We start from the raw sequence: 25,784 nt of genomic DNA, 5'->3' as shown, positions 1-25,784 counted from the left end.
CCTCATGGCGAGGCTCCCCCACCGGTACCCGTTCCTCCTGCTCGACAGGATCGAGGAGCTCGATCCCGGAACCTCGGTTCGCGCGATCAAGAACGTCACGGTCAACGAGCCGCACTTCGCGGGCCACTTCCCAGGGAACCCGATCATGCCCGGGGTCCTGATCCTCGAGGCGATGGCCCAGGCAGGAGGCCAGCTGTTCGACATCGGGGATCGGCTCTGCGTCCTCGCTCGGATCGACACCGTCCGCTTCCGGAACGCCGTGGTCCCCGGCGACCGACTCATCCTCGACGCACGGGCGATCGCGACGCTCGCCTCCATGGGGAAGGTCAAGGCGACCGCGACCGTCGACGACCGCATCGTCGCGAGCGCCGACATCACCTACAGCTTCCTCGAAGGACGTACCGCATGATCACGACGCATGACCTGACCAAGACCTACGGCGAGGGCACGAGCGAGGTGCGCGCGAACCGCGGCATCTCCCTCGAGATCGCGGCCGGCGAGTTCGTCGTGCTCGCGGGCCCCTCCGGATCGGGCAAGACCACCCTGCTCAACCTCATCGGGGGACTCGACACGGCGACCTCGGGCTCGATCAGGGTCAACGGCGCTGAGCTGACCCGCCTCTCGCCTCGCGAGCTCTCCGACTTCCGCCGCGATCAGATCGGCTACGTGTTCCAGAAGTCGAACCTCGTCGGCTCCCTGTCCGTCTACGAGAACGCGGTCCTGCAGCTCCGGGTCCAGGGCCGGCTCACGCGAGGAGCGGCGGCCAGGACCCGCGAGCTGCTCGCCGCAGTCGGCCTCGGCGACAAGCTCACGGCGCTTCCACGGCAGCTGTCGGGAGGCCAGCAGCAGCGCGCTGCCATCATCCGCGCCGTCACGAGCGGAACCGCGGTGGTCGTCGCGGACGAGCCGACGGCGAGCCTCGACGGGCGCAACGCTGACGGGGTCCTCGACCTCCTGCGCCTGCTCAACGAACGGGACGGCACGACGATCGTCGTCTCATCCCATGACGACCGAGTCCTGGCAGCGGGGAGACGCATCGTGCACCTCGTCGATGGGCGGCTCGCGGCGTGAAGATCCTCGCCATCCACTCCAGCCCGCGGCCGAGGAACCTCAGCCACACGGCGGTGATGCTCGGAGCCTCCCGCGCCTACCTCGCCGAGCGGCGCCCTGCCTGGCGGTACGAGGAGACCGCGCTGTGGAACCTGGAGATCACGACGTGCGACGGCAACGGCCGCTGCTTCCGTCGAGATGGCTGCACGTTCGTCGACGACGCGGAGACCCTGATCGACGCGATGCTCGCCGCGGACGGCGTCATCCTCGCGAGCCCGAACTACTGCGCGAACGTCAACTCGACGATGATGCGCTTCATCGAGCGGACGACGCGCCTGAGCCACCGGCAGCTCCTGGCGGGCAAGGGGGCACTCGCGATGTCGACGTCCGCGAGTCCGTTCGATGCCCCGTACGCGGCCGAGTACCTCAGGCGAGTACTCGGGAGCTACGGTGCCAGCGTCGTCGACGTCTGCAACATCGGCAGCCCCATGATCGTGTTCGACTACGGCGACACCGCGGCGGGCAAGGCCATGCGGACATCCCTCGACGCCTTCATCTCGGCCGTCGAATCGCCGAGCGAGCACGTGCCAGAAGAGACCTTCGGCGTCGACATCCGGAGATCGCTTCGCGAGCACCCGGAGGTCGCGAAGCGGCTCTTCCGCAGCGACGAGCGGTACTTCGCGGAGCAGGACCGAACGACGAAGGAGAGGGCGACGGATGACGCGAGCCACTGACCCAGAGCCTGCCGAGCGCCCCGGATCGCCGGCGAGGGGCGAGACGCGAGGGCAGGGCGCGAGCCTCGACCTGCGCTACAAGCTCCACATGGCGGTGTCCATGATCCGCGCGAACCCCCGCAACGCCCGGACGTTCACGAGCGTCTCCGTCGCGACCTTCGGACTGCTGCTCTCGTTCGCGGCGATCACCGCGATGGGCACCATGATGACGCAGTCAGCCAGCGACATCATCAGCGGCGACGTCTCCGCATTCGCAGACGGGTACGAGTACTCGATGCTCAACCCCGAGTCCGACGTCGTCACCTACATCCCGGACGCCGAGTCCGCGGTGCAACGCGTCGCGGGAGCCGAGGGCGTCGAGCAGGTGCGGCCGCGCCTCACGGCCGGCGCGAGCATGACGGCCGAGGCACAGGATGCCGGGGTCGTCCTCGTCGGCTCGGACGTCGCCGCGGAGGGCTACGAGATCGTCGCAGGGCAGGCGCCCGCGGGCGCCGCGCAGGTCTGCATCAACATCGCGCAGCGGGACGAGCTCGGCATCGACATCGGCACGAGCGTGCTCCTCTCGGTCGCCGGCGCGCCCGTCGATGCCGGTCCCGTCACCGCCGACGTCGTCTGCGTGTACGACAACAGCCGATTCGGGCTCTTCCGCTCCAGCTCCGTGGTCATGGACATCGCCGGCATGCAGGAGATCCTGGACCGGCCAGACGCCATCACGCAGATGCTCATCACCCTCGACCCGGGTGTGGACCCCGCGACAGCGGCGGCCTCCCTCGGCGCTGACGCTCCTGGGCTGCAGTTCCTCACGTCGAAGGAGACGGCCGGGCTGATCTTCACGGTCCTCGCCGCGCAGCAGGCGATCATGTGGGCGCTCGTGATCGTCGCGGCGCTCATCTGCGCGGTCCTCATCGGCAACGTCGTCGCGTTCTCGCTGCGTCGCGACCGGCGCGAACTCGCGACGATGCGGACGATGGGCTTCAGCGCGAGGGACCTCGAGACGGTGTACGCCATGCAGGTCCTGCTCATCGGGCTCGGGATGGTGATCATCGGCACTGTCGCGGCCATCGTCGCCGTCGCGATCGCAGGCGCCGTCGGCATCCCGATCGGAGAGGGGCAGCAGCTGTTCGGGGGCGACACGCTCCGACCCTCGCTGAAGGCCTCGGACGTCCTGCTCACCGGAGCACTCATGATCGCCGCGCAGCAGGCGGCGAACGCGCTCGCCGCCCGGAAGCTGCTCTCCCGCTCACCGGTGCAGATGGCGGAAGCCGCATGAGGAACACGGGTGCTCGCTCCCCGTTCCGGAAGGGGTCGTTCGCCCCGGTCGCCGAGGAGGTGACCGCCTTCGATCTGGCGGTGACCGGATCCATCCCGACCGACCTCGACGGCCGGTACCTCCGCAACGGGCCCAATCCGATCGGCGTCGAGCACGCGAGGTTCCACTACTTCCTCGGCGCCGGCATGATCCACGGCGTGCGCCTCAGGGACGGCCGCGCCGAGTGGTACCGCAACCGCTGGGTCCGGCAGAGCCCCGTCACGCGAACGCTCGGCGAACCCCGACGCGCGTACGCGGTGCTCGGCGGCGTCGACACCGCCTCGAACATCAACGTCGTCGGGCACGCTGGCAGGATCCTGTCCCTCGGCGAAGGCGGGACGCTCCCGTTCGAGCTCGACGCGAGCCTCGAGACGGTGGGCCCGTACGACTTCGACGGTACGCTGCGGGCCGGCCTGTCCGCGCATCCCAAGACGGACCCGGAAACCGGTGACCTCCATACGGTCGGCTACTTCTCCGGGTCGCCCTCCGTCGAGTACTGCGTCGTGTCCGCGCGCGGTCAGCTGGTCCGCTCGCAGTCGATCGAGCTGCCCACAGCCACGATGATGCACGACTTCGCGCTCACGAGCGAGCACGTGATCCTCTTCGACCTGCCCGCCAAGTTCAGCGCGCTGGCCGCCGCCGCCGGAGACCCCTTCCCGTTCAGATGGAGCTCGGCGGCGAAGGCGCGCCTCGGCGTCCTGTCCCGAGGCGACGAGCGCGCAGACGTGACGTGGTTCGACATCGACCCCGTCTGGATCTACCACACGGTCAACGCCTTCGAGGCGGACAACGTCATCACCCTCGACGCCATCACGCACCCCTCCATGTTCGCCACGCGTCGCGGTTCCATCGAAGGCCACGGCACCCCGTCGCTGGAGCGATTCACGCTCGACCTCACCCGCGGAACCGTGGTCCGGCGTCGACTCGACGACACCCCGCAGGAGTTCCCGCGCATCGACGACCGCCGCTCCGGCCGCCGGAACCGCTTCGCCTACACGTCAAGCGCCGGCGAGCTCGTCGCGACCTGGCGGACCGGGCCGAGAGAGCTCGACGACGTCCCAGACTCGCAGTTCGACAACGTGCTGTTCAAGCACGACCTGGACCGCGGCTCCGCGCAGGCGCGGCGGCTCGGCACGGATGCGGCAGTCGGCGAGGCGATCTTCGTCGCGCGAGCCGGGAGTACCGAGGAGGACGACGGCTACCTGCTCTGCTACGTCCACAACCCGCAGCGGAACGCCAGCGACCTCCTGATCCTGAGCGCTCAGGACTTCGGCGGCGACGAGCTCGCACGCATCCACCTCCCCGCGCGGATCCCGCTGGGGCTGCACGGCAGCTGGATCCCCGCCCACGACGACGGCCCGCAGGCGGGGCCGGACCGCCGCGAGCATCACACGGCCATGGCGCGAAGCACGAAGGAGAACTGGTGTCGGTAGAGGTCGAGAGACTCAGCAAGACGTACGGCGAGCTCGTCGCAGTGGACGAGCTGTCGCTCTCCGTCCCCGGAGGCTCGGTCTTCGCCTTCCTCGGGGAGAACGGCGCAGGCAAGTCCACGACCATCGGGTGCATCACGACGACGCTCACGCCCACCTCGGGCACGATCACCGTCAACGGCTTCGACGTGCAGACGGAAGCGCAGCGGGTGAAGCGCACCATCGGAGCCGTCTTCCAGTCGTCCCTGCTCGACCCCCTCCTGACCGTGCGGGAGAACCTCGAGATCCGGGCGGGCTTCTACGGTCTCAGCAAAAGGGAGACCAGAACCCGCACGGCCGAGCTCGCAGGCCTCGTCGGCATCGAGCCCATCCTGGACCGACGGTACGGCCCCCTCTCCGGCGGGCAGCGGCGCCGGGCGGACATCGCGCGGGCACTCATGCACCGACCGACCGTGCTGTTCCTCGACGAACCCACCGCCGGACTCGACCCGCAGTCGCGAGAGCTCATCTGGTCGACGATCCACGACATCCGCCGAGACCAGGGCACCACCATCTTCCTCACCACCCACTACATGGAGGAGACGGAGAACGCCGACGAGGTGTGCGTCATCGACAAGGGGCGGATCGTCGCCGCAGGCACACCGGCTCAGCTTCGCGCCCAGTTCAGCTCGAGCGTGCTGACGCTCCGCCTCGACGACCCCGCGGAAGCCCTCCGCCTCTGCGCGGCCTCCGGCATCGACGTGCGCCGAGAGGGCGACGACCTCCGGGTCACCGTCTCGTCATCGACGGAGGCGCTCGACCTCCTGAGTCGCCTCCGAGTCCGAGACTTCGAGTTCCGACACGGCACCATGGACGACGTCTTCCTCGCCCTCCTCAAGGGGGTCGCCGCATGAGCAGCATCTGGCTCCTCACGGGACGCAACCTCCGTCTGTTCTTCCGAGACCGGATCGGCGTCTTCTTCTCGCTGCTGTCCGCGATCATCCTGATCGCGCTCTACGCGCTCTTCCTCGGCGGACTGCAGGTCGACATCCTCCGCACCACGTTCCCGCAGGCCGCCGACGCCGACGTGCGCTGGTTCGTCGACTCGTGGGTCTTCGCGGGCATCACGATGATCACCACCCTCACGACCGCCATCGCCGGACTCGGTGTCTTCGTCGACGACAACGTCACCGGTCGCTTCCGGGACTTCATGGTGTCGCCCCTCCGACGCTCCCAGGTGGTGCTGGGCTACCTCATCGCAGGATTCATCATCTCCGTGATCATGACCACGGTCATCATCGTGATCGGCCAGCTCTACCTGCTCACGCAGGGGCACCCGCCCCTGACACCGGGCAACCTCGGGACGACCTTCGCCTTCGTCCTCCTCTCGAGCGCGACCTTCTCAGGTCTCGGCGCCTTCATCGTCACCTTCCTGAAGACGGCCGGCGCCTTCACCGCGGTGTCCACCGTCATCGGGTCGCTCATCGGTTTCTTCTCCGGCGCGTACGTGCCAGCCGGCACGCTCCCGGCCGGAGTCGTCACGATGATCAACACGCTGCCGTTCGCCCAGGCCGCCATGCTCATCCGGCGTCCGTACACCGAGCAGGCAGCCAGCGCCCTGGCCGGCGGCGACCAAGCCGCGCTCGACGGGCTCCGGGACTTCTACGGGATGACCGCGAGCGTCGGCACGCTCGAGCTGACCGCGAGCATCGCGAGCCTCGCCCTCGCCGCCGTCTTCGCGCTCTTCCTGGGCCTCGGCGTGTGGCGCCTCTCCGCGAAGATCCGATGACCACCAGGATCAGACCCTTCGACGCCGCGACGGACGCAGAGCGGGTCGCCCGCTTCATCAACGACCACGGGAGCGGGCCCGTCGTGACGGGACTGCCGCTGGACGGCGCATCCCTGCTCGCGAGCATCCAGGAGACCGGGGTGCGCCTCCTCCTCGTGGCGGAGAGCCGAGACACGATCGTCGGCACCCTCGGCTACGCGCGCATGTCCGGACGCCGGGTGGCGCCAGAAGGCCACCTCTTCGCCGTCATGTTCGTCGTCGAGCGCACCCTGCGAGGCGGCTTCCTCGTCGGCGAGCTGTTCACCGAGTCCTTCCGACGCTTCCCCTCGCTCGCCCTGCGCACACTGCGGCTCGAGGTCGACCCCGCCAACCAGCGAGCGTTCCCGCTCTACGTGCGCGTCGGCTTCCGCAACGTCTCCTCCCCGAGGCCGGACGAAGACGGCTACCTGGAACTCGTGAACCACCTCCCTGGGATCTCGTCGGCCCTGGTCCCCGGAGAGGCCGGCCTCGTGGGCCCGAGCGCGCCAGGATCAGAGACACGATCGCTGCGGGAGGCTCGGGCGGAGTCGCTCACCGGCGGTGTCCGCATCGACCGAGCCGGGCGGACCGTCATCGACTACAGACTGCGCATCGGCACGAACCGGATCGAGGCGGTCGTGGACGGCCAGACGGGCGAACTCGTCTCCGGGAGCGTCGACGGCGACCCAGCCGAGATTTCGGATGCGGAACTCGCCCCTCTCTCCCGAGCCGCGCATCCGCCGCTTCGCCACGAGCTCGGCGGGTTCAGCGCCGAGCTGGACGTCGAGACGGGCGCCCTGACCGTTCGGCACAGGGACCGGCTCGGCCCGCTGCTCGTCGATGCGTTCCCCGTCTGCGGTGACACCCCGGCAGGCGTGCGGCGGCCCGCGGCCACGCGGGTGAGCGTCAGCCAGCACGGCGGCACGTGGACCACCACCTCGGAGCACCTCACCCGCGTCGTCAGCTTCCGGCGCGGGAGCATCGAGCTCACCGTCACGCAGAACTGCGGCCACCTCCTCACCGCCTCCCCCTGGAGCGGGTTCCGCGACGCCGAGCTGACCATCGCTGCGCGCGGACGCGACGAGCGCTCGGCCCACGTCGTGCGCGGGATCTGGCCTCCCGAGGCCACCGACTTCGAACCCGCCGTCGGCGCTGCGCACACGTACGAAGCGTTCGGCATGCGGGCGAGCTGGCACGAGAAGCACAGCGGAATCGGCATCGACGTGACCGGGCTCACCTCGGGCGCCTGGCGAGTCGAAGGACCGCACCTGGCGCGAATCACCGGCCGCGGCACCATCGCCTACCGCGTCGATCTCCGCGACGGGCAGCAGCCGCGGATGCCCGTGGCGGCGCAGACGCCGACGCCTCGGCCTCGGCCTCGGCCCCTACCTCTACCTCGGCGGCTATGGACGCGAGCCGCACACGAGGCCGGCGTCCTCACTCCCGCGAGCGGCCTCGACGTGTCAGCCGCGACGGGCCTCCACGCCTGGCGGCACCGCGGCATCCACGTGCTGGACTCCTCCCAGCCACGCAGTCGCTCCATCGGGCCCCTCTACCGCCTGCCAGCAGCAGCCTGGGTCGCGAGCCTCCGCGACCGGACGACGCCAGACCACGGCGTCGAGTGGGCGCCGCACGACGCCAGCTTCACCCTCGACGGCGCCAGCGCAGGCGAACGACGCTGGGGCGTTCAGCCGAACGCCGACTTCTCAGCAATCGACATCTCCCTGAGCGATCCGACAGGAGCACCCGGCACCGACGAGCTCGCAGTCTTCGTCTACGTGCCGGCGACCGCCCAGCACATCGACCTCGGCGACGGGCCGGACGCGAAGCGCCTGAGCATCGCGGGGCCGCCCTGGCGCACCTGGACGCGGGCGTTCCGGTTCCCGACCCCAGCCGGCGACGTGCTGGTCGAGCCCAGGGACGGGGACCACGCGGAGGTGCTCCTCCGGGCCGGACCGGCCGGTGTGCTCGCGACATGCCTCGCGCGCCCAGCCGGCGAGGAACGTCGCGCCCGCTGGCGCCTCACCCTCCTCTGACGAGGCACGCTCCCGCAGGCTACGGAACCCGGTGCGTCCACTCCCGCGAAGCGAACTTCGACTGCGCCAGCTCGCGCGCACGCGCCAGCTCGTCCTCGGTGAGCTCACCCGGCGTGCCGCCGTAATGTTCCACGAACGTCTGCTTGAAATGGTCGATGATCGCCGAACGCTCGAGTCCCGTCTGCGAGCGGAGCGGGCTCACCCGCTTGTTCGCGGACTGTGTGCCCTTGTCGCTCAGCTTCTCCCGGCCGATGCGCAGCACCTCCGTCATGCGGTCGCCGTCGATGTCGTAGCTGAGCGTCGCGTGGTGCAGCACCGCACCCGAGCCGAGCCGCTTCTGCGCCGCCCCGCCGATCTTCCCCGACGGGCTCGCGATGTCGTTGAGCGGCTCATACCTCGCGTTGATGCCCAGGCCGTGCAGCGCATCCAGCACCCACGAGTCGAGGAACGCGTACGACTCCGCGAACGACATGCCATGCACCAGATCGCTCGGCACGTACAGCGAGTACGTCACCACCGAACCGGCCTCCATGAACATGGCCCCGCCGCCCGTGATGCGCCGCACCAGCTGCACCCCGTACTTGTCGAGGTTCTTCTGGTCGACCTCGTTCTTCACCGACTGGAACGAGCCGAGCACGACCGCCGTCTCATCCCACTCCCACAGCCGCAGCGTCGCCGGCCGACGACCGGCGCCGACCTCCTCCGTCAGCACCTGGTCGAGCGCGACGTGCTCGCGGGGCGACAGGGGGCCCGGATGCAGGATCTGCCAGTCGTACGCGCGCCAGTCCCTGGCGCCGAGGACGGCACGGCGCACGACCACGCCGACCGCCTCCGGCGTGACGCCGAGCAGTGTCGCGTTCTCCCGCAGGCCGTCCCGAACCGCCGCCGAGATGTCCTCCGCCGACGAATCGGCGGCGAGCCCCCGCAGCGCGCTGTTGATGTCGTCGAGCGCCTCATCGGGCTCGAGGAAGAAATCGCCGGCGAGGTGCGGATCGACGATGCGACCGCCCTCCACCTCGAGGTCGACTGTGACGAGCTTCCCGCCAGGAACCTTGTACTCACCGTGCATGAGAGCACTCTACGGCGCTCCGCTCGCACCTGCCCTCCGCCCGCCACCGCCACCGTCGTCGCCACCGCCACCTCCCGCCTCCGCCGTCGCCACCGCCGAATAGGTCGGTTTCACCCCACCACGCCCCCGAAAACGGGGCGAAAACGCCCCATCCGCGCACACCCGGCCGCCGCCTGCCTCCGCGCGCCATCGCCACCGCCACCGCCAAATGGGTCGGTTTAGCCCCTCCGCGGCCCGGAAGACGGGGCGAAAACGCCCCATTTGGCGGTGGGGCAGGCAGGCAGGCAGGCGGAGGTGCCGGTGCGCGGGCAGGTCGGCACGCAGGCGGGCGGGCGGATGCGCAGGCTCGCGGGCAGTCGAGCGCGCGCGGGCAGGGCGCTCGGGGTCAGGCGGGGAGCGGGATGCGGGTGTCCAGCCAGGCGACGATGTCGGCGATGACCTCGTCGCGGTTCAGCTCGTTGAGGAGCTCGTGGCGCGCCTCCGGGTAGATCCTGAGCGTCACATCGCTCAGCTTCGACCGCTTCCGGTACAGCCTTGCGAGCGCGCGTGGCCCCCGCTCGCCGTATCCGATCGAATCCTCCGACCCGGCCATGATCAGCACCGGCACGTCGTCGAGCTTGCCGGAGGCGGCCCGAGGCGGGATGTGCGCCAGCTGCAGCGCACCCCGCGCCAACCACACGGGCATCTTCGCGATGTCGAAGCACAGCTCGTCGTACGCGAACGCGCGGCGAGCATCCGGGTTGCGGCTCAACCAGAGCAGGCCGGTCTCGTCCGGCTCGAAGCGCTTGTTCAGATTCCCGGCGTTGATGAAGCCCGGCACCGCGAGTGTCGTCCCGGTCAGGATGCACGCGGAGAAGAACGCCGAGTCGTGGGCGAGCAGCTGCTGCGCGAGCAGCGAACCCCACGAATGCCCCTGCAGGATGAGCGGCAGCTTCGGGTACCGATCCCGCACCCACGCGGAGATGTCCTCGAGCGCCTCGAGCGCGGCCCGGTTCTCGGTCGCGGGAAGCACCGACAGCCCGTGCGCGCCGAGGCCCGTCTGCCCGTGGCCGAGATGATCGTGCGCGACGACCGCGTAGCCGGCCGCGACCAGATCGCGCGCGTACGCGTCGTAGCGCATCGCGTGCTCGCCCGAGCCGTGCGACAGGTGGATGACGCCTCGCGGCGACTCGCACGCCCACTCGTAGACGTGCACGTCGATGCCATGACCGACCGGCACGACGAACGAGGCCGGGGCGCCGGACGGGTCGGGCTTCGGGGCCGCTGGGCCGCGCGCATCCGCCCGCCCCTGCGAGCCGCCGTGCGACCCGCCGGCGGAACCGCCCTGCGAACCCGTGCCCGACCCCGTCATTGCTACGCCTCTCGAGTGATATCGACCTTCACGAACAGCTGCGAGGAGAACGGGCCCGCGTACACGCCGCGCAGCGGAGGCACGTCGTTGTAGTCGCGGCCACGGCCCACGAGCACGTGGCGCTCGCCGATCGGGATGTCGTTGGTGGGGTCCCAGCCGCGCCACTCGCCGTCCCAGTACTCGATCCACGCGTGGGACTCGCCGCTGACCGTCTCGCCGATCTCGGCGTTCGGCCGCGGGTGCAGGTAGCCGGACACATAGATCGCCGGGATTCCCGCCGCACGGAGCGCGCCGAGTGCGATGTGCGAAATGTCCTGGCACACGCCGCGCTTGTGCTCCCACGCCTCGGCCGCCGTCGTGCGCACACCCGTCACGCCGCCCTCGTAGGCGACAGCCTCGTACACGAGGTGGAGGATCTCCATCGCGGTGGACGCGGGTCCGGCGTTGGCGCCCTTCACCTCAGCGGCGAGCGCCTTCACGTCCTCTGGCGGCATCGTGAGGCGCGTCTGCGCCGTCTGCTCCACGAGCTCGACGCTGCGCAGCCGCTCCCGGGCGAGCTCGTCCCAGCTGAGCGACAGCTGACCCGCCTCGGGCCGCTGGCGCACCTCGACGAGGCTCGACGCGGTCAGCGACAGCTCCGAGTGCGGGTTGAGCACCTCGAACGCCGTCACCTTCGTGCCCCAGTAGTCGGAGTAGTTGTGCGTCGACGAATGCGGCGTGACATCGAGGTGCCCGAACAGCACGAACTGGCCGTTGTTGGCCATCGGCAGCATGCGGGCCTCGTTGTACGAGGTCGTGACGTCGCCCTCGTACCGGAAACCGGTGGAGTGGCGGATGCGGATGCGGCTCATGAGTTGTCTCCCACCCAGCTCGGTGCCGTGATCGACGGGAAGTAGCGCTGACGGATCGCCTCGGAAGCCCGGGAGACCGCGTCCTGCACACCATCCATGTAGCGGGGCAGGTCGGCCAGCGTGTCGTGGATGGGGCGGTACTCGAGGTCAGAGGAGATCTGCCCGAGGAGCCGCTGGGCCTGGTCGGTGACGCCGACGCGGCCACCGCGCTCGTGGCGCGGCTGGATGTCGTAGAGGCTCGAGAGGGCCGTCGACACCGAGTACTGGATCGACCGCGGGAACAGGCGGTCGAGCAGCAGGAACTCCGCGGCGTTGGCCGCCGACGGCATGCCGTGGTACGTGCGCAGGTACGACTCGTACGCACCGCACGAGCGGAGGATCGTCGTCCACGACGCCCCGGAGGCCTCGGTGAGCGAACGCGTCGCGAGCAGCCGCGCCGTCATGTCGGCACGCTCCAGGGAACGCCCCAGCATCATGAACTGGTATGCGTCGTCACGGCTCGCCGCCGAGTTCACGACACCGACCGCGAGCGCCGAACGCTCGCGAACCCACGCGAACAGGTCGTGCACCTTCTCCTGCCGCACGCTGAACGGCATGCGCGAGTACGTGGCGTTGAGGCACTCCCACAGCTCCGTCGACACGATCTCGCGAGCACGGCGAGCGTTCTCGCGGGCCGCGTTCACCGAGTAGGCGATGGATGCGGGCTGCGAGCGGTCGACCGCGAGGAGGTTCAGGACGTCCGAGCGGGTGAGCTCCGTGTCGGGGTGCACATCCGCCGCCCCCATGACGCTGAGGAGCGAGCGGCAGGCCGTCGCCTCATCGACCCACGGGTCTTCGAGGAGCAGCTGCAGGTGCACGTCCAGGATGCGGGCGGTGCCGTCGGCACGCTCCACATAGCGGCCGATCCAGAAGAGCGACTCGGCGATACGGCTCAGCATGCGTCCGTTCCCTTCGGGTTCTTGCCGGCGGATGCGGCTGCCGGCGACGCTTCAGCGCGCGCCTGCTGCTGTTGCTGCACCTGCTCTGACTGTGAATGCGAGTGCGATTGGGCTTGCGGCTGACGGCCCTGCGTCTGCTGCTGCACCTGCTGCTGGTCGCCGCGCTTCGGGGCGTCCTGCGGCATGTGGTCCTGGCGGTGCGGGATGACGCGCAGCACGCCCGTCACGGGGTGCGGCGTCTCCGACACGTCGGCCTGGTCGTCGAGGAGCTCCTCGACGCCGTGCGGCTGCGGCTTGGAGAAGCTCCGCTCGGCGCCGACCACCCACGTGTCCTTCGACCCGCCGCCCTGGCTGGAGTTCACGACCAGCTGTCCCTCCGGGAGGGCGACGCGAGTGAGGCCACCCGGCAGCACCCACACGTCGTGGCCGTCGTTGATGGCGAACGGGCGGAGGTCCGCGTGGCGCGGCCGCATCCCGTCGTCGACGAGCGTCGGGATGGTCGAGAGCTGCACGACGGGCTGCGCGATCCAGCCGCGCGGGTCGGCGAGCAGCCGAACCCGCATCTCGTCGAGCTCCGTCTTCGAGGCGCTCGGCCCGATCATGAGGCCCTTGCCGCCCGAGCCGTCGACCGGCTTCACGACGAGTTCGTCGAGGCGGTCGAGCACCTCCTCGAGCGCGTCCGGCTCCTCGAGGCGCCACGTGTCGACGTTCGGCAGGATCGCCTCCTCCGACAGGTAGTAGCGGATGAGGTCGGGCATGTACGTGTACACGAGCTTGTCGTCGGCGACGCCGTTGCCGACCGCGTTCGCGATCGTGACGTTGCCGAGGCGCGCCGCCATCATGAGGCCGGGCGAGCCGAGCATCGAGTCGCGGCGGAACTGCAGCGGGTCGAGGTAGTCGTCGTCGACGCGGCGGTAGATGACGTCGACGCGCTGCGGGCCGGCCGTGGTGCGCATCCACACCCGACCGCCCGAGCAGAACAGGTCGCGGCCCTCGACGAGCTCGACGCCCATGAGGCGCGCGAGCAGCGTGTGCTCGAAGTACGCGGAGTTGTAGACGCCGGGAGTGAGGACGACGACCGTCGGGTCCTCGATGCCGTCTGGGGCGGAGGCCCGAAGCGCCCCGAGGAGGCGGTTCGGGTAGTCGCCGACCGGGCGGACGCGCATGCGCGAGAACAGCTCAGGGAGCGTCTGCGCCATGGCACGGCGGTTCGAGATGACGTAGGAGACGCCGGACGGGACGCGCACGTTGTCTTCGAGCACGCGCATCTCGCCGTGCTCGTCGCGGATCAGGTCGATGCCCGACACGTGGATGCGCACACCGTTGGCCGTGCGGATGCCCTTCGCGACCCGGTGGTAGTGCACCGAGGAGGCGATGAGGCTCGCGGGGATGACGCCGTCCGCGATGGCCCGCTGGTCGCCGTACACGTCGTCGAGGAACGCCTCGAGGGCACGGACGCGCTGCTTGATGCCGGCTTCCGTCTTCTGCCACTCGGCGCGCTCGATGACGCGCGGGACCACGTCGAGCGGGAACGGGCGCTCCTCGCCGGCGAAGTCGAACGTGACGCCCTGGGCGAGGTACGAGTCGGCGAGCGAGTCGGAGCGGTGCCGGATCTGCTCCTGCGTCATCCCCGAGAGGACGTCGTAGAGATCTCGGTACGTGCGCCGCGGATCGAGCTCGCCCTCTGGCGCCTCCCCCATGAACATCTCGTCGAATGGCGGCGACAGCGCCGCTTGGGATTGCCTGGTCAGAGCCTGGCTGTAGCCGTCGAAGAGGTCACCCATGCCCCGAGACTAGTGGACGCAATGTGACGCGCTTGTTTCGCGGAGCGCTCGCCTGGACGGCACGCCCGGGGTCCCGCAGAATTTCCCGTCAATCGAGCAGTTTCCTGGGGCGGCGCGCGTCCGACTTGCGTGATCGTTCCGGCCGAGCTCGCCTCCCGAGGCGGCGAAGCGGCCAATCATCACGGATGTTGGCCAGGGCAAGGCGGGCGCGCGTCCGTGCGCGGACGGGTGGCGTCCGCCTGCCGCACGCATCCTCCCGTCCGACGCGCCGTTTCAGGGTGGGTTCCACGCCTGCAGATGGCTTGCATCCCATCCCGAAGCGTGGAACTCATCTCGAAACCTGACCGCGTGGGCTGCAGAGCCGCAGACGTGAGCGGCCGGACGGCGCGCCGCCCCGCTACTCGGCGAAGACCTTGCCAGGGTTCAGGAGCCCCTTCGGGTCGAAGAGGCCCTTGATGCCGCGCTGCAGCTCATACTGACGCTCGCCGAGCTCCGCACCGAGCCACTGCCGCTTGAGCACACCGACCCCATGCTCGCCCGTGAGGGTTCCGCCGATCGAGATGGCGTACGTGAACAGCTCGTCGGCCGCATCCCACACCGCCTGGGGGACGACAGGCTCCGCCCGGTCGTAGATGAACGTCGGATGCAGGTTCCCGTCGCCCGCATGCGCGACCGTGACGATCGTCGTCCCGGTGCGGGCAGCGACCTCGTCGATCTTCGCGAACATGTCGGGCAGCCGGTCTCTCGGCACGGAGACGTCCTCCACGAGCACCTGCCCGAGCGCCTCCTTCGCGGCGTACGCCTGCCGCCGAACATCCACGAGCGTGAGCGCCGACTGCGGGTCCGTCGTCATCTCCGCCGCCCCGCCGTTGGCGCGCAGCACCTCGACGATGCCCTCCGCCTCCGCCACCGCGTTCGCCCCATCCGTCTGGATGAGCAGATACGAGTCGCCGTGAGACGCGAGGTCGACACCCGTGTACGCCGAGACGGCGCGGAGCACGCCCCCGTCCATGAGCTCCATGATGGCCGGCTGGATGCCAGACGCGGTCACCGCCGCGGAGGCGCGGGCCGCGCTCCCCACGTCGGGGAAGTACGCGCCGATCGTCGGGACGACCCCATCGACCAGCGGACGCAGCTTGAGCGTGCACTCGACGATCACACCGAGCGTGCCCTCCGAGCCCACCATGAGCGCGCACAGGTCGAGGCCCGTGACCCCCTTGACCGTGCGGTGGCCGACGTCGATGACCGAGCCGTCGATGAGCACGACCTTGAGACCGAGCACCGCCTCGCGAGTCACCCCGTACTTCGCGCACAGCAGCCCGCCAGCGTTCGTCGCAATGTTGCCGCCGACCGACGAGATGTGCTTCGACGCCGGGTCCGGCGCCCACCAGAAGCCGTGCCCCTCGAGCTCCTCGTTGAGAGCGCCGTTGAGGATGCCCGGCTGCACGACGGCCAGCTGGTTCGCCGCCGAGATCTCCAGGACCCGGTTCATGCGCAGCGTCGACAGCACGATCTCGCCAGCGCCGCCCGCGCCCCCGCCAGCGAGGCCGGTTCCGGCCCCGCGCGTGACGATCGGCACCCCGAACTCGCTCGCGATGCGGCACACGGCCTGCACATCCGCGACGGACTCCGCCTCGACCAGCGCCACCGGCACGCCAGCGGCGACCACACCGGAACGATCGACGCGCAGCGGCTCGAGCGCCGCCGGGTCCGTCACCACCCGTCCCGGCAGCTCACGGTGCAGGGATTCGAGTGCGTGCAGGGTGTTTGGCGCTCCGGCGACATCGGCAGACATGCGCCCGATCGTAGGCGAAGCGGATGCGCTCTCGCGAGCCGCGCATCCCGCCGGCACGCGCAGCAGCTACCCCGCGCAGCGTCGCCTCCGCTGACCAACATCAGTGCAAAAGCAGCGTCCCAACCCCTCCAACTGGCCTCAAACGCCGAAATCGCACTCATGTTGGACAGCGGCGGCGCCGACAGCGTGCAGGACCAACAGCAGAGCCACGCGGATAGCGGCACGGCGAAGGCCGACTGTCGGCACATCTCCGGCTCCCTCGCCGGCGCCACTGACCAACATCAGTGCAAAAACAGCGCCCCAACCCCTCCAACTGGCCTCAAACACCGAAATTGCACTCATGTTGGACAGCGGTGGCGCCGACAGCGTGCAGGACCAACAGCGAAGCCCCGCGGACCGGAGCACCCACGCCCCGGAGTCCGCTGCGTCGCTGCGTCGCTGGGCAGCTGGGCAGCTGGGCAGCTGACAGCTGACCCCTGCGTCGCTGCCCGCTGCGTCAGCGCGCCTACCCGCGGGACTTCGTGGGGCCCTGCGTGATGGGCGCATCCGGATCGAACGTCTGCTCGTACGGGAAGAGCTGCTGCATGCGCGGGTCCGGATGCCCACCGCGGTGCGCCGTGATGGAGATCGCCTGCTCGCGGAGGAACGGGAGCGCCTCGATACGACCGGCCGGCGTGACCTCATCCGACCAGATCGAGATGTCCGGATCGCCTTCGAGCGCGTCGCAGAACTCACGCCGCTTGCCGCCGACGAGGCGCACGCGCAGCGTCTCGATGCCGCCGGCCCTCGCCCGCTCGGCGAACTCCGCGTCCGTCTCTCGCCGCACCGTCAGGTTCTGGGCCTGCAGTTCGGCGAGCACCGCATCTGGCACCTCGATGCCGGACGTGATGAGCGGCTTCGAACGCACGATGCGAGCCGCGACGACAATGCGGATGAGGTCGGCGAGCGTCGCGTCCTCGGCGGCGCGGATCGTCGCCTGCACCGGGATGTACCGCATGAGGTTGCGCTCGAACCCCAGATTCGAGACGTCGGAGACCTCCCCGAACTCCTCGTTGAACGCGATCTGGTCGCTCAGCGAGGCTCGACGCAGCCGGTCGAAGGTCTCGTAGTCCATGAAGGGAGCCGCCGACTCGATGAGGGCCGTCGCCTGCTCGTCGATGCCCCTCAGGTGCAGCGTCTGCGACTGCTCGCCGTGGTTCGGACGCCACGTGCCGAGGGAGAGCAGCGAGTTGGGGCCGCCGAACTTCGTCGCCGTGCCGACCATGGAGCGCAGCCAGCCGCCGAACGGCTGACGCTGGGGAGTGTTGCCGAGGATGTCGCGGTTCACGTAGAGGTTGCCGGCCTCCACTCGCCGCAGCCACTCGGCGATCTCCGTCCGGTCGAGCGAGTGGATGCCCGCCGTCAGCCCGTACTGGGTCGAGTTCTGCAGGCGGATCGCCTCGTCGAGCGTGAGCGTGTGCATGACGCTCAGGACAGGACCGAAGAACTCGGTGACGTGCTGGTAGCTCCCTGGCTTCACGCCGGCGCGGATGCCGGGCGACCACAGGCGCCCGGTGTCGTCGAGCTGCCTCGGCTCGACGAGCCACGACTCTCCTTCGCCGAGGGAGCTGAGCGCGAAGCGCAGCTGCGAGTCCGGCGGGGACACGAGGGGGCCGACGACGGCGCCGGGGTCGCTCGGGTAGCCGATGCGCAGGGAGGCGACGGCGTCGGCGAGCTGCTCGTGGAAGCGCTTCGAGCGGGCCACGGAGCCGACGAGGATGACGGTGCCCGCATGCCCCGGGCGCTGTCCCGCGCTCAGGAACGCGCTGCGTGCGACGTCGAGCGCGGCCCGGTCGAGGTCGGCGCTCGGCGTGATGATCATCGAGTTCTTGCCGCTCGTCGCGGCGATGAGCGGCAGGTCGGGACGCCAGCGCAGGAACGAGCGGGCCGTCTCCCAGTTGCCGCTGAGCAGCACCCGCTGCACGCGGTCGTCGGTGATGAGCATCTGCCCGAGCTGCTCGTCGGAGAGGAGGCTCTCGTCGCAGATCGCGAGCTGCACGAGGTCGCGCGGGATGTCCGCGTCCCACAGCACCTCCGCGAAGACCGCCGCCGTGCGGCGCGTTCGAGGCGACGGCTTCAGCACGACCGCGCTGCCGGCGGCGAGCGCCTGCGCCGTGTGGCCTGCGCTGCCTGCGACTGCCGGGACCCAGGAGGGCGTGACGACGGTCACCGCGACGGGTTCGAAGTCGGCCCCCTGCATGCGGTCGAGCTGGCGTGCGAGGTGCGCGTAGTAGTTCGCGAGGTCGACGCAGCGGCTCACGTCGGCGTCGACGTCGGGCAGCGGGGTCCCCGTCTCGGAGACGGCCACCTCGATGAGGCGCGCCCGGTTCGCTTCGAGGGCCTTCGCCACCTTCTCGAGCACCGCTGCCCGCTCCCAGCCCGGCTTCTGTGCCCACGGCTCGGCCGCACGCTCTGCCCGCGAGAGCAGCGCATCCACGTCGCCCGGCTCGTGCAGCAGGTGCCGTTCGACCTCGTCGATGCCGAGTTCGCTGCGCGGCACGCGGCGCTGGATGGAGAGGAGCCACTCGCGGTTGCTGGCGAGCGAAGGGTCGGTGCCTGGCGCGTTCCTGAACGTGTTGCGCAGCAGCCTGCCGCGCTTCAGGCCGAGCACCACCTCGGTGAGGCGGGGGCTCGGCCCGGTGTCGGCAGGGTTCTCGGTGACTTCCTCCTCGTCGTCGATGACGGGCTTCGAGGCTGGCTTCAGCTTCTTCACTCGCGCGGGCCGTTCGGCCGCTGGCTCCTCGTCCTCGAAGAGGCCCTCGGGGAAGAGCTCGAGCTGGATGCTGGCCGTGACGGTCGCGGCGTCGTCCGCGAGCACGCGGTCCTGCTCGCGGTTGGGCCCGGAATCGATCTGCCGCATGCGCGCCGTCGCGCTGAGGAGGCGCTCGTCGTCGGGATGCACGGCATCGGCCGGGAGGCCGGCAGTGGCAGCGGGTGCGCCCTCGGCTGGGTCCGCCCCGAGCTGCCTGGCCCGCACGTCCACCCGGTGCTGCAGATAGCTGGCCGCGTGGCGCTGCGTGCTGCCCGTGATGACGGGCGTTCGCTCGACGACCTCCACCCCTGCCGAGCGGATGCGACCGAGCGTCGCCTCGTCGCTCGAGCGCGGCACGACGACGCGCACCGGCCTCGGCAGGCCTCGCGCCTTCGCGATGGCCGCGGCGAGCGCGACGTCGCGGCGTGCATCCGCCTCGACCTCGACCCTGAACGCCGCGGCGTGGTCGATGGCGAGAGCCTCGTCGAGGAGGCGCGCGAAGTTGGCGTCGACGTCGGCCTCGGACGCATAGGTCGCGAGGCGCCAGCCGTTGATCACAGCGTCGGCGCGTTCGAGCTCGTGGTTCGCGTCTCTGGTGATGGCGACCGTGATGTCGGAGCCGAGGTCCTCGCGTCGCATGTGCGCCCACCCGCCGATGCGGCGCAGCAGGCCGGTCGTCTCGGGGAACTGCGCCGGAAGGGAGATGCCGACGTGCAGGCCGCGCAGCTCCTCCTGCTCGAAGGCGCGCATGAACGCCTGCACGGTCAGCTCGAGGTCGGCCGAGGACTGCGTGCGCAGCATGATCAGCGGCGGGGTCGGGGCAGTGAGCGCCGCGCGTCCGAGCGCGGCGAGCTTGAAGACGACCCGTTCGAGGGTGCCGTCGAAGTCCCAGAGGGCCGGCTGCGCCTCGATGTCCGGGACGCGCAGCTCGAGCTCGCGAACCTGACCAGCGGCGAGCAGCTGCGTGTAGGTCTCGAGGCTCGCGTTCGAGCCGCGCTCGCCGAGCACGGCGTCGCCGAGGAGGCGGATGCGCGGCACCGCTCCCCGGGAGGCTGCGCGCTCGGTGGCGGCGGAGATCTCGGCGGGCACGTTGCGGACGGTGTCGTCGCCGAAGAACGCGGACGTGGCGCGGCGCATGAGCGGGACTGCGAGCCACGGCACGCCGGGACCCGCGAAGGCGCCGAGCTGGAACGCGCGCTTCGTGCCAGGCGAGAGGCTCGCGGGGAGCTTCGGCGCGAGGTCGCCGAGGCCGTTGCCGGCTGCGATGGCGTCGTCGGGTCGGATGACGTCGTCGATGAGGGAGCGCAGGAAGTCTGCTCCGTCTGGTCCGCTGAGCACGCGGTCCAGCTCGGAGGTCGTGTCGGCGCGGCGTCTCGCCCTGGCACTCGAGGCGGCCTCGACTGCGGCCGCGCGCTGTGCGTCGGAGGCGGCGAGCTGGTCGCGCCAGCCGCGCAGCGTCGCGAGGGCCGCGGGCAGGGCCTCCGAGACGGGCACGTCGCGGAGCTGCGTCACGACGGGCATCGCCGCGGTGGGCGGGGCGGCGTCGACCGGAGCCTTGCGCGCTGGGGCGGCTGGTTCTGCCGAGGTGGGCGGGGTCCCCGGCGCTGCGGGGCCCGCTGTTCGCGCTGCGGCTCGGGACGCGTCGCTCGCGTCGCGGTCGCCCGTCGCCGTGCGCCCCTCGGCTCGCAGGGCTGCGACGATCGAGTCGTCGACGGCGACGGTGCGCTCTGCGACGGGACCAGCGGCATCGGCGGGCCCAGCGGTGCCGGCGGCACCCACGCCATCGGCACCGTCACTCGCGGCGTCCCGGTCGCTCGAGGCCGTCCGGCCCTCGGCCCGCAGTGCACGCACGATCGAGTCATCCACCGTCACGGTCTCGTCCGGCGAGAGCTGCCCGGCGGGCGAACCGGCCCCCGGGAGCGCCGACTCGCTCGAGGCAGACACGGACGACTCGGGGTCTGCATCCGCTCCGCCGTCGCGCTTCGCGAGCACCTGTTTGACGAAATCGGCGCGCTGCACCCGCCTGGCGTCGACCTCCTCCAGTCCGCGAGCGCGGCGGTCGCCATCGCCGCGGTCGTTCGCGCCGGTGCCGTACTCGTTCGCACCGGTATTCGGGGAAGTCGCGCCGTCGTGCCGTGATTCTTCACTGGGGTCCGACGGGATGCGCATGCGAACGAGCGTAACCAGCGCACCTTCAGGCCAACCCGAGCCGCGCCGCGACACGCCGCAGTGCGCCGGGCCGCGCCCATACGATCAGAGCGTTGCCGACCGAAGCGACGGTCGACGCCGCGTTGCTCAGCGTTCGTCTGCCCGTGACGGTCTCCTCAGTCAGCGTCTCCGTCGCGGAGGCTTCGTGGAAGGAAGCACCATGCCCGTGCAGAAGCAGTCCAAGGTCGCCATCGTCGGAGCCGGCAGCGTCGGCACCTCGCTCGCGTACGCCTGCCTCATCCGCGGTGTCGCGCGTGAGATCACGCTCTACGACATCGACACGAAGAAGGTCGAGGCGGAGGTGCTCGACCTCGCCCACGGCACCCAGTTCACGGGCTCGAGCGTCATGACCGGCTCGAGCGACATCACGACCGTGGCCGGCGCCGACGTCGTCATCATCACTGCCGGTGCCAAGCAGAAGCCGGGGCAGACGAGGCTCGACCTCGTCGGTGTGAACGTCGGCATCCTCGAGTCGCTCATGCCGCGACTCGTGGAGCTCGCCCCCGACGCCGTGTTCGTGCTCGTCACGAACCCCTGCGACGTGCTCACGGTCGTCGCCCAGCGCATCTCCGGCCTGCCGCCGGGGCGCGTCATCTCCTCCGGAACCGTGCTCGACACCTCCCGCCTCCGCTGGATCATCGCGAAGCTCGCCGGTGGCCTCGCCCCCACGAGCGTGCACGCCACCATCGTCGGCGAGCACGGCGACAGCGAGTTCGCCCTGTGGTCGCAGGCAACGATCGGGCCCGTGCCGATCCTCGACTGGGAGCGCGACGGCGAGCGCCCCTTCACCGAGGAGACGCTCGAGAGCATCACGAATGACGTGCGCACCGCCGCCTACAAGGTCATCGAGGGCAAGGGCGCCACGAACTACGCGATCGGCCTCTCCGGGGCGCGCATCGCCGAGGCGATCGTCAACGACGAGCACGCCATCATGCCCGTCTCCACGCTCCTGCAGGGGCAGTGGGGCATCGACGACGTCGCCATCTCCACCCCCGTCATCGTCAGCGCGCGGGGCGTTGAGCGCATCCTCGACACCCCCATGTCGCCGAGCGAGCTCGAGAAGTTCCTCGCCTCGGCTGAGGAGATCCGCTCGACGGTGCGCTCCGTCAGCTAGGTGCGCGCCGTCAGCTAGGTGCGCGCCGTCAGCTAGGCCGGACGCGGGCAGGAGCACCCACCCATCCACTCTTCCGGAGTGGACCGCGATACCCGCGCGCGCTGAGGCTTAGATACACGGATGCGCTCCATCGTCCGCCTGCCCCGCCGCGCCACGCAGCTCACCGTCGGCCTCTTCCTCTACGGCTTCGCGATCGCCATGATCGTGCGCGGCGAGCTGGGCGTCTCGCCCTGGGACGTGCTGACGCTCGGCGTCCAGGTGCAGTCCGGGCTGCCGTTCGGGCTCATCACGGTGCTCATCAGCGTCGTCGTGCTGTGCCTGTGGATCCCGCTCCGGCAGCGGCCCGGCTTCGGGACCCTCGCGAACGCGCTGCTCGTCGGCCCCTTCGCCGACCTGGGGCTGTGGATCATCCCACCCGGCCTCGACCTGTGGTGGCGCATCCTGCTGCTCGCCGGCGGCATCCTGACCCTGGGCCTCGCGACGGGCCTCTACATCGGCGCCCTCTTCGGGCCGGGGCCGCGCGACGGCCTCATGACGGGCCTGCACCGGGTGACCGGATGGCGCATCTGGATCGTGCGCACGAGCATCGAGGTCGTCGTGCTCGCCATCGGGTGGATGCTCGGCGGAGACGTGGGCATCGGCACCGTCGCGTTCGCGCTGCTCATCGGACCCATCTGCGGCGTCACGATCCGCTGGTTCACGGTCGACGTGGGAGACGCGGCCAAGTCGGAGACTCCACTGGAGCGTGACGTGCGCGGCAGCGTCGCGCCGAGCGACCCCGAGATGCTGCCGGGCGACTCGCCCGCGAGCTGACGCGCACCGCCATCCCGGACGGGCCCAGTCCCACCCCGCCGCGTCACTTATGAACACAAGGTGAACGGGACACCCGCAGGGCCCTACCCTTGCTCGGTACCGACCTCGAGGCGCCCGCCGCGCTCCTCCCCCACGTGCTGAGTCCTCAGCGAGCACGTGACGCCCGGGGCCCCCTTCACCAGGAGAAACGTGATCCATGACGTCCCCAAGCGCTGACGGCAAGATTCCCGAAGGCGCAGCAGCGCCTCACACCGAGGCCGTCTTCACCGAGAAGAGCCGCGATCTCAGCGAACGCGGCCACCAGCGCGGCAACGGCCGCCCCGTCGAGCAGGGCGAGGCCCTCGCGAACACGCTCAAACCGCGCCACCTGTCGATGATCGCGCTCGGCGGCGTCATCGGCGCAGGCCTGCTGGTCGCCTCCAGCACGGCGATCCTCGCCGCCGGACCCGCCGTGATCCTCGCCTACGCACTCGCCGGCGTCGTCGTCGTCCTCGTCATGCGGATGCTCGGCGAGATGGCATCCATCTCCCCCGAGACGGGCTCCTTCTCCGCCTACGCGACCCGATTCATCGGCCCGTGGGCCGGCCTCTCCATCGGCTGGCTCTACTGGTGGTTCTGGGTGGTCGTCGTCGGCATCGAGGCGACCGCGGCCGCCGTCATCATCAGCGGCTGGCTGCCCGAGGTCCCCCAGTGGATCCCAGCGCTCATCATCACGCTCGTGTTCCTCATCGCGAACCTCATCAGCGTGAAGTCGTTCGGCGAGTTCGAGTTCTGGTTCGCGTCGATCAAGATCGTCTCGATCATCATCTTCATCATCGTCGGCGCGCTCCTCATCGCGCACGTCATCCCCAACAACACGGCCACGTTCGGCAACCTCGCGCCAGCAGACGGCGGATTCGCGCCGTTCGGCGTCGCGGGCATCCTGGCTGCCCTCCTCCCCGTCATCTTCTCGATGTTCGGCGCCGAGGTCGCGACGATCGCCGCCGGCGAATCCGAGCAGCCGGCGCAGGCCGTCCGCAAGGCCGTCAACTCGGTCGTCTGGCGCATCCTGCTCTTCTACATCGGGTCGATCCTCGTGGTGCTCATCGTGCTGCCCTGGGACCAGATCACGGCAGGCGTGAGCCCCTTCGTGACCATGCTGAACGCGGCGGGCATCGGCTGGGCGGCCCTCGCGATGGACATCATCGTGCTCTCCGCGCTGCTCTCCACCCTCAACGCCTCCCTCTACACGGCATCCCGCATGGCGTTCTCTCTCTCCCGCCGCGGGGAAGCCCCAAAGGCGTTCCGGAAGGTCTCGAAGCGCGGCACCCCGTACGTCGCGATCCTCGCCTCCGCCGTCGTCGGCCTCCTCTCGGTCGTCCTCAACTACACGACCCCCGAGTACGTCTTCTCGTTCCTCGTGAACTCGACGGGCGCCGTCGCGATCTTCGTGTGGATCGTCATCGCCGTCTCCCAGCTCCGCTCGCGCCGGATCCTCGCGGATGACGCCGTCGCGGCCGGCGAGGACCCGAACGAAGCGGCGAAGGGCAGCATCCGCATGTGGGGCTTCCCGTGGCTCACCTGGGTGGTCATCATCGCCCTGTCCGCGCTGCTCATCTACATGTTCTTCGCGGGAGAGACGCGCCTCATCGAGGTGACCACGAGCTTCGTGATCGCCGGCATCTCGATCGTCGCGGGCGTCTACGTGCAGCGCAAGCAGAAGCGCGAGCGCGCGGCGGCGGCCGTGGCTTCGCGTTCCTCGGGCTCGGGCTCGGGCTCGGCGGGTTCTGCGGAGTAGCTCGTCCCCCGCAGCGAGCTCTCTCCAAGGTGCGCTCTCTCGGGGTCGAGCGATGCACCCGGGGCCTGGTTCCTGCGGCGCCCGGGTTCCTGCGGGGCCCGGGTTCCTGCCGGGGGGTAGCCCTCTCGGGGCCGGCTCTCTCGGGCGCGGACTCTCTCGGGATGGGTTCCACGCATGCGGATGGGTTGCAAGCCATCCGCAGGCGTGAAAGCCATCCCGAAAGCGGGGAGATCGGCAGAGAGATCGGCAGACGTCCCAACTCGGGAGAGTAAAAGCTCGAATCGGGATGCGACCCACGCGTCCGGATGCCTCACGCCGCGAGCTCTCTCGAGGGCCAGCTCTCTCGGGCGCGGACTCTCCCGAGGGCCAGCTCTCTCGGGATGGGTTCCACGCATGCGGATGGGTTGCAAGCCATCCGCGGGCGTGAAAGCCATCCCGAAGGCGGGGAGATCGACAGAGAGATCGACAGACGTCCCAACTCGGGAGAGTAAAAGCTCGAATCGGGATGCGCCCAACGCGTCCGGATGCCTCACGCCGCGGACTCTCTCGAGGGCCGGCTCTCGCGGGCGCGGACTCTCTCGAGGGCCAGCTCTCTCGGGATGGGTTCCACGCATGCGGATGGCTTGCAACCCATCCGCAGACGTGAAAGCCATCCCGAAAGCGGGGAGATCGGCAGAGAGATCGACAGACGTCCCAACTCGGGAGAGTAAAAAGCTCGAATCGGGATGCGACCCACGCGTCCGGATGCCTCACGCCGCGAGCTCTCTCGAAGGCCGGCTCTCGCGGGCGCGGACTCTCTCGAGGGCCAGCTCTCTCGGGATGGGTTCCACGCATGCGGATGGGTTGCAAGCCATCCGCAGGCGTGAAAGCCATCCTGAAACGGCGCGCGGTAGCAGCAGTGCGCGCAGCGGCAGCGCAGCAGCGGCGGCGGCAGCAGCGCAGCAGCGG

At 70.1% G+C, this 25,784-nt stretch carries 18 protein-coding genes; 11 read left to right on the top strand and 7 right to left on the bottom strand.

Annotated features, from left to right (window positions below; translation table 11 throughout):
* Window positions 1-4: 4 nt before the first annotated feature.
* From fabZ to C5E07_RS15970, 8 genes are read left to right on the top strand one after another with little or no spacing between them, the layout of a single operon-like run.
* On the top strand, window positions 5-409 hold the full coding sequence (fabZ, locus tag C5E07_RS16005; protein ID WP_374953207.1) for a 3-hydroxyacyl-ACP dehydratase FabZ: 405 nt from the start codon (window positions 5-7) through the stop codon (window positions 407-409).
* On the top strand, window positions 406-1,071 hold the full coding sequence (locus tag C5E07_RS16000) for an ABC transporter ATP-binding protein (protein ID WP_104300540.1): 666 nt from the start codon (window positions 406-408) through the stop codon (window positions 1,069-1,071). Before fabZ ends, C5E07_RS16000 begins: the two co-directional genes overlap by 4 nt.
* Window positions 1,068-1,784, top strand: a complete 717-nt coding sequence (locus C5E07_RS15995; protein WP_104300538.1) for a flavodoxin family protein — start codon at window positions 1,068-1,070, stop codon at window positions 1,782-1,784. The genes C5E07_RS16000 and C5E07_RS15995 overlap by 4 nt, the downstream gene beginning before the upstream one ends.
* Window positions 1,768-3,054 carry an ABC transporter permease gene (locus C5E07_RS15990; RefSeq protein WP_104300536.1) on the top strand — a complete coding sequence of 429 codons (1,287 nt, stop codon included), beginning with the start codon at window positions 1,768-1,770 and terminating at the stop codon, window positions 3,052-3,054. Before C5E07_RS15995 ends, C5E07_RS15990 begins: the two co-directional genes overlap by 17 nt.
* Window positions 3,051-4,526 (top strand): carotenoid oxygenase family protein, encoded by a 1,476-nt coding sequence (locus C5E07_RS15985; RefSeq protein WP_104300534.1) that lies wholly within the window; start codon window positions 3,051-3,053, stop codon window positions 4,524-4,526. Before C5E07_RS15990 ends, C5E07_RS15985 begins: the two co-directional genes overlap by 4 nt.
* Complete coding sequence (locus C5E07_RS15980) at window positions 4,517-5,416, top strand: ABC transporter ATP-binding protein (protein ID WP_104300532.1); 900 nt, start codon at window positions 4,517-4,519, stop codon at window positions 5,414-5,416. Before C5E07_RS15985 ends, C5E07_RS15980 begins: the two co-directional genes overlap by 10 nt.
* Entirely contained in the window at window positions 5,413-6,291 is an 879-nt protein-coding gene (locus tag C5E07_RS15975) for an ABC transporter permease (RefSeq protein ID WP_104300530.1), read from the top strand. Before C5E07_RS15980 ends, C5E07_RS15975 begins: the two co-directional genes overlap by 4 nt.
* Window positions 6,288-8,345, top strand: a complete 2,058-nt coding sequence (locus tag C5E07_RS15970; RefSeq protein ID WP_104300528.1) for a GNAT family N-acetyltransferase — start codon at window positions 6,288-6,290, stop codon at window positions 8,343-8,345. Before C5E07_RS15975 ends, C5E07_RS15970 begins: the two co-directional genes overlap by 4 nt.
* Window positions 8,346-8,364: 19 nt before the next feature.
* Here the strand turns inward: C5E07_RS15970 and C5E07_RS15965 are convergent, their stop codons facing one another.
* The 7 genes from C5E07_RS15965 to C5E07_RS15935 all read right to left on the bottom strand — a co-directional run bounded on the left by C5E07_RS15965 (window position 8,365) and on the right by C5E07_RS15935 (window position 21,093).
* The gene (locus C5E07_RS15965) at window positions 8,365-9,414 is read right to left on the bottom strand and encodes a lipoate--protein ligase family protein (RefSeq protein ID WP_104300526.1); all 1,050 of its coding nucleotides are present in this window, start codon (window positions 9,412-9,414) and stop codon (window positions 8,365-8,367) included.
* 385 nt (window positions 9,415-9,799) lie between these two features.
* Entirely contained in the window at window positions 9,800-10,765 is a 966-nt protein-coding gene (locus C5E07_RS15960) for an alpha/beta fold hydrolase (RefSeq protein ID WP_104300524.1), read from the bottom strand.
* A gap of 2 nt (window positions 10,766-10,767) precedes the next feature.
* Window positions 10,768-11,616, bottom strand: a complete 849-nt coding sequence (locus C5E07_RS15955; protein ID WP_104300522.1) for a transglutaminase family protein — start codon at window positions 11,614-11,616, stop codon at window positions 10,768-10,770.
* The gene (locus C5E07_RS15950; RefSeq protein ID WP_104244235.1) at window positions 11,613-12,554 is read right to left on the bottom strand and encodes an alpha-E domain-containing protein; all 942 of its coding nucleotides are present in this window, start codon (window positions 12,552-12,554) and stop codon (window positions 11,613-11,615) included. Before C5E07_RS15950 ends, C5E07_RS15955 begins: the two co-directional genes overlap by 4 nt.
* Complete coding sequence (locus tag C5E07_RS15945) at window positions 12,548-14,338, bottom strand: circularly permuted type 2 ATP-grasp protein (RefSeq protein ID WP_104244233.1); 1,791 nt, start codon at window positions 14,336-14,338, stop codon at window positions 12,548-12,550. Before C5E07_RS15945 ends, C5E07_RS15950 begins: the two co-directional genes overlap by 7 nt.
* Before the next feature lie 397 nt (window positions 14,339-14,735).
* On the bottom strand, window positions 14,736-16,133 hold the full coding sequence (locus C5E07_RS15940) for an FAD-binding oxidoreductase (RefSeq protein ID WP_104300520.1): 1,398 nt from the start codon (window positions 16,131-16,133) through the stop codon (window positions 14,736-14,738).
* A 505-nt stretch (window positions 16,134-16,638) separates the two neighbouring features.
* On the bottom strand, window positions 16,639-21,093 hold the full coding sequence (locus C5E07_RS15935) for a proline dehydrogenase family protein (protein ID WP_104300518.1): 4,455 nt from the start codon (window positions 21,091-21,093) through the stop codon (window positions 16,639-16,641).
* A gap of 199 nt (window positions 21,094-21,292) precedes the next feature.
* Between C5E07_RS15935 and C5E07_RS15930 the strand changes: the two genes are divergently transcribed.
* From C5E07_RS15930 to C5E07_RS15920, 3 genes are all read left to right on the top strand, one after another.
* Window positions 21,293-22,246 (top strand): L-lactate dehydrogenase, encoded by a 954-nt coding sequence (locus C5E07_RS15930; RefSeq protein WP_104244226.1) that lies wholly within the window; start codon window positions 21,293-21,295, stop codon window positions 22,244-22,246.
* Window positions 22,247-22,366: 120 nt separating this feature from the next.
* Entirely contained in the window at window positions 22,367-23,059 is a 693-nt protein-coding gene (locus C5E07_RS15925) for a YitT family protein (RefSeq protein WP_104244224.1), read from the top strand.
* Between the two features lie 196 nt (window positions 23,060-23,255).
* The gene (locus tag C5E07_RS15920; RefSeq protein ID WP_104300516.1) at window positions 23,256-24,836 is read left to right on the top strand and encodes an amino acid permease; all 1,581 of its coding nucleotides are present in this window, start codon (window positions 23,256-23,258) and stop codon (window positions 24,834-24,836) included.
* Window positions 24,837-25,784 lie beyond the last annotated feature (948 nt).

It is taken from the genome of Pseudoclavibacter sp. RFBJ3 (assembly GCF_002931375.1).
GTDB lineage: Bacteria > Actinomycetota > Actinomycetes > Actinomycetales > Microbacteriaceae > Pseudoclavibacter.
The sequence above is the reverse complement of the archived record's forward strand: the minus strand, read 5'-3'. Positions and strand labels throughout refer to the sequence as shown.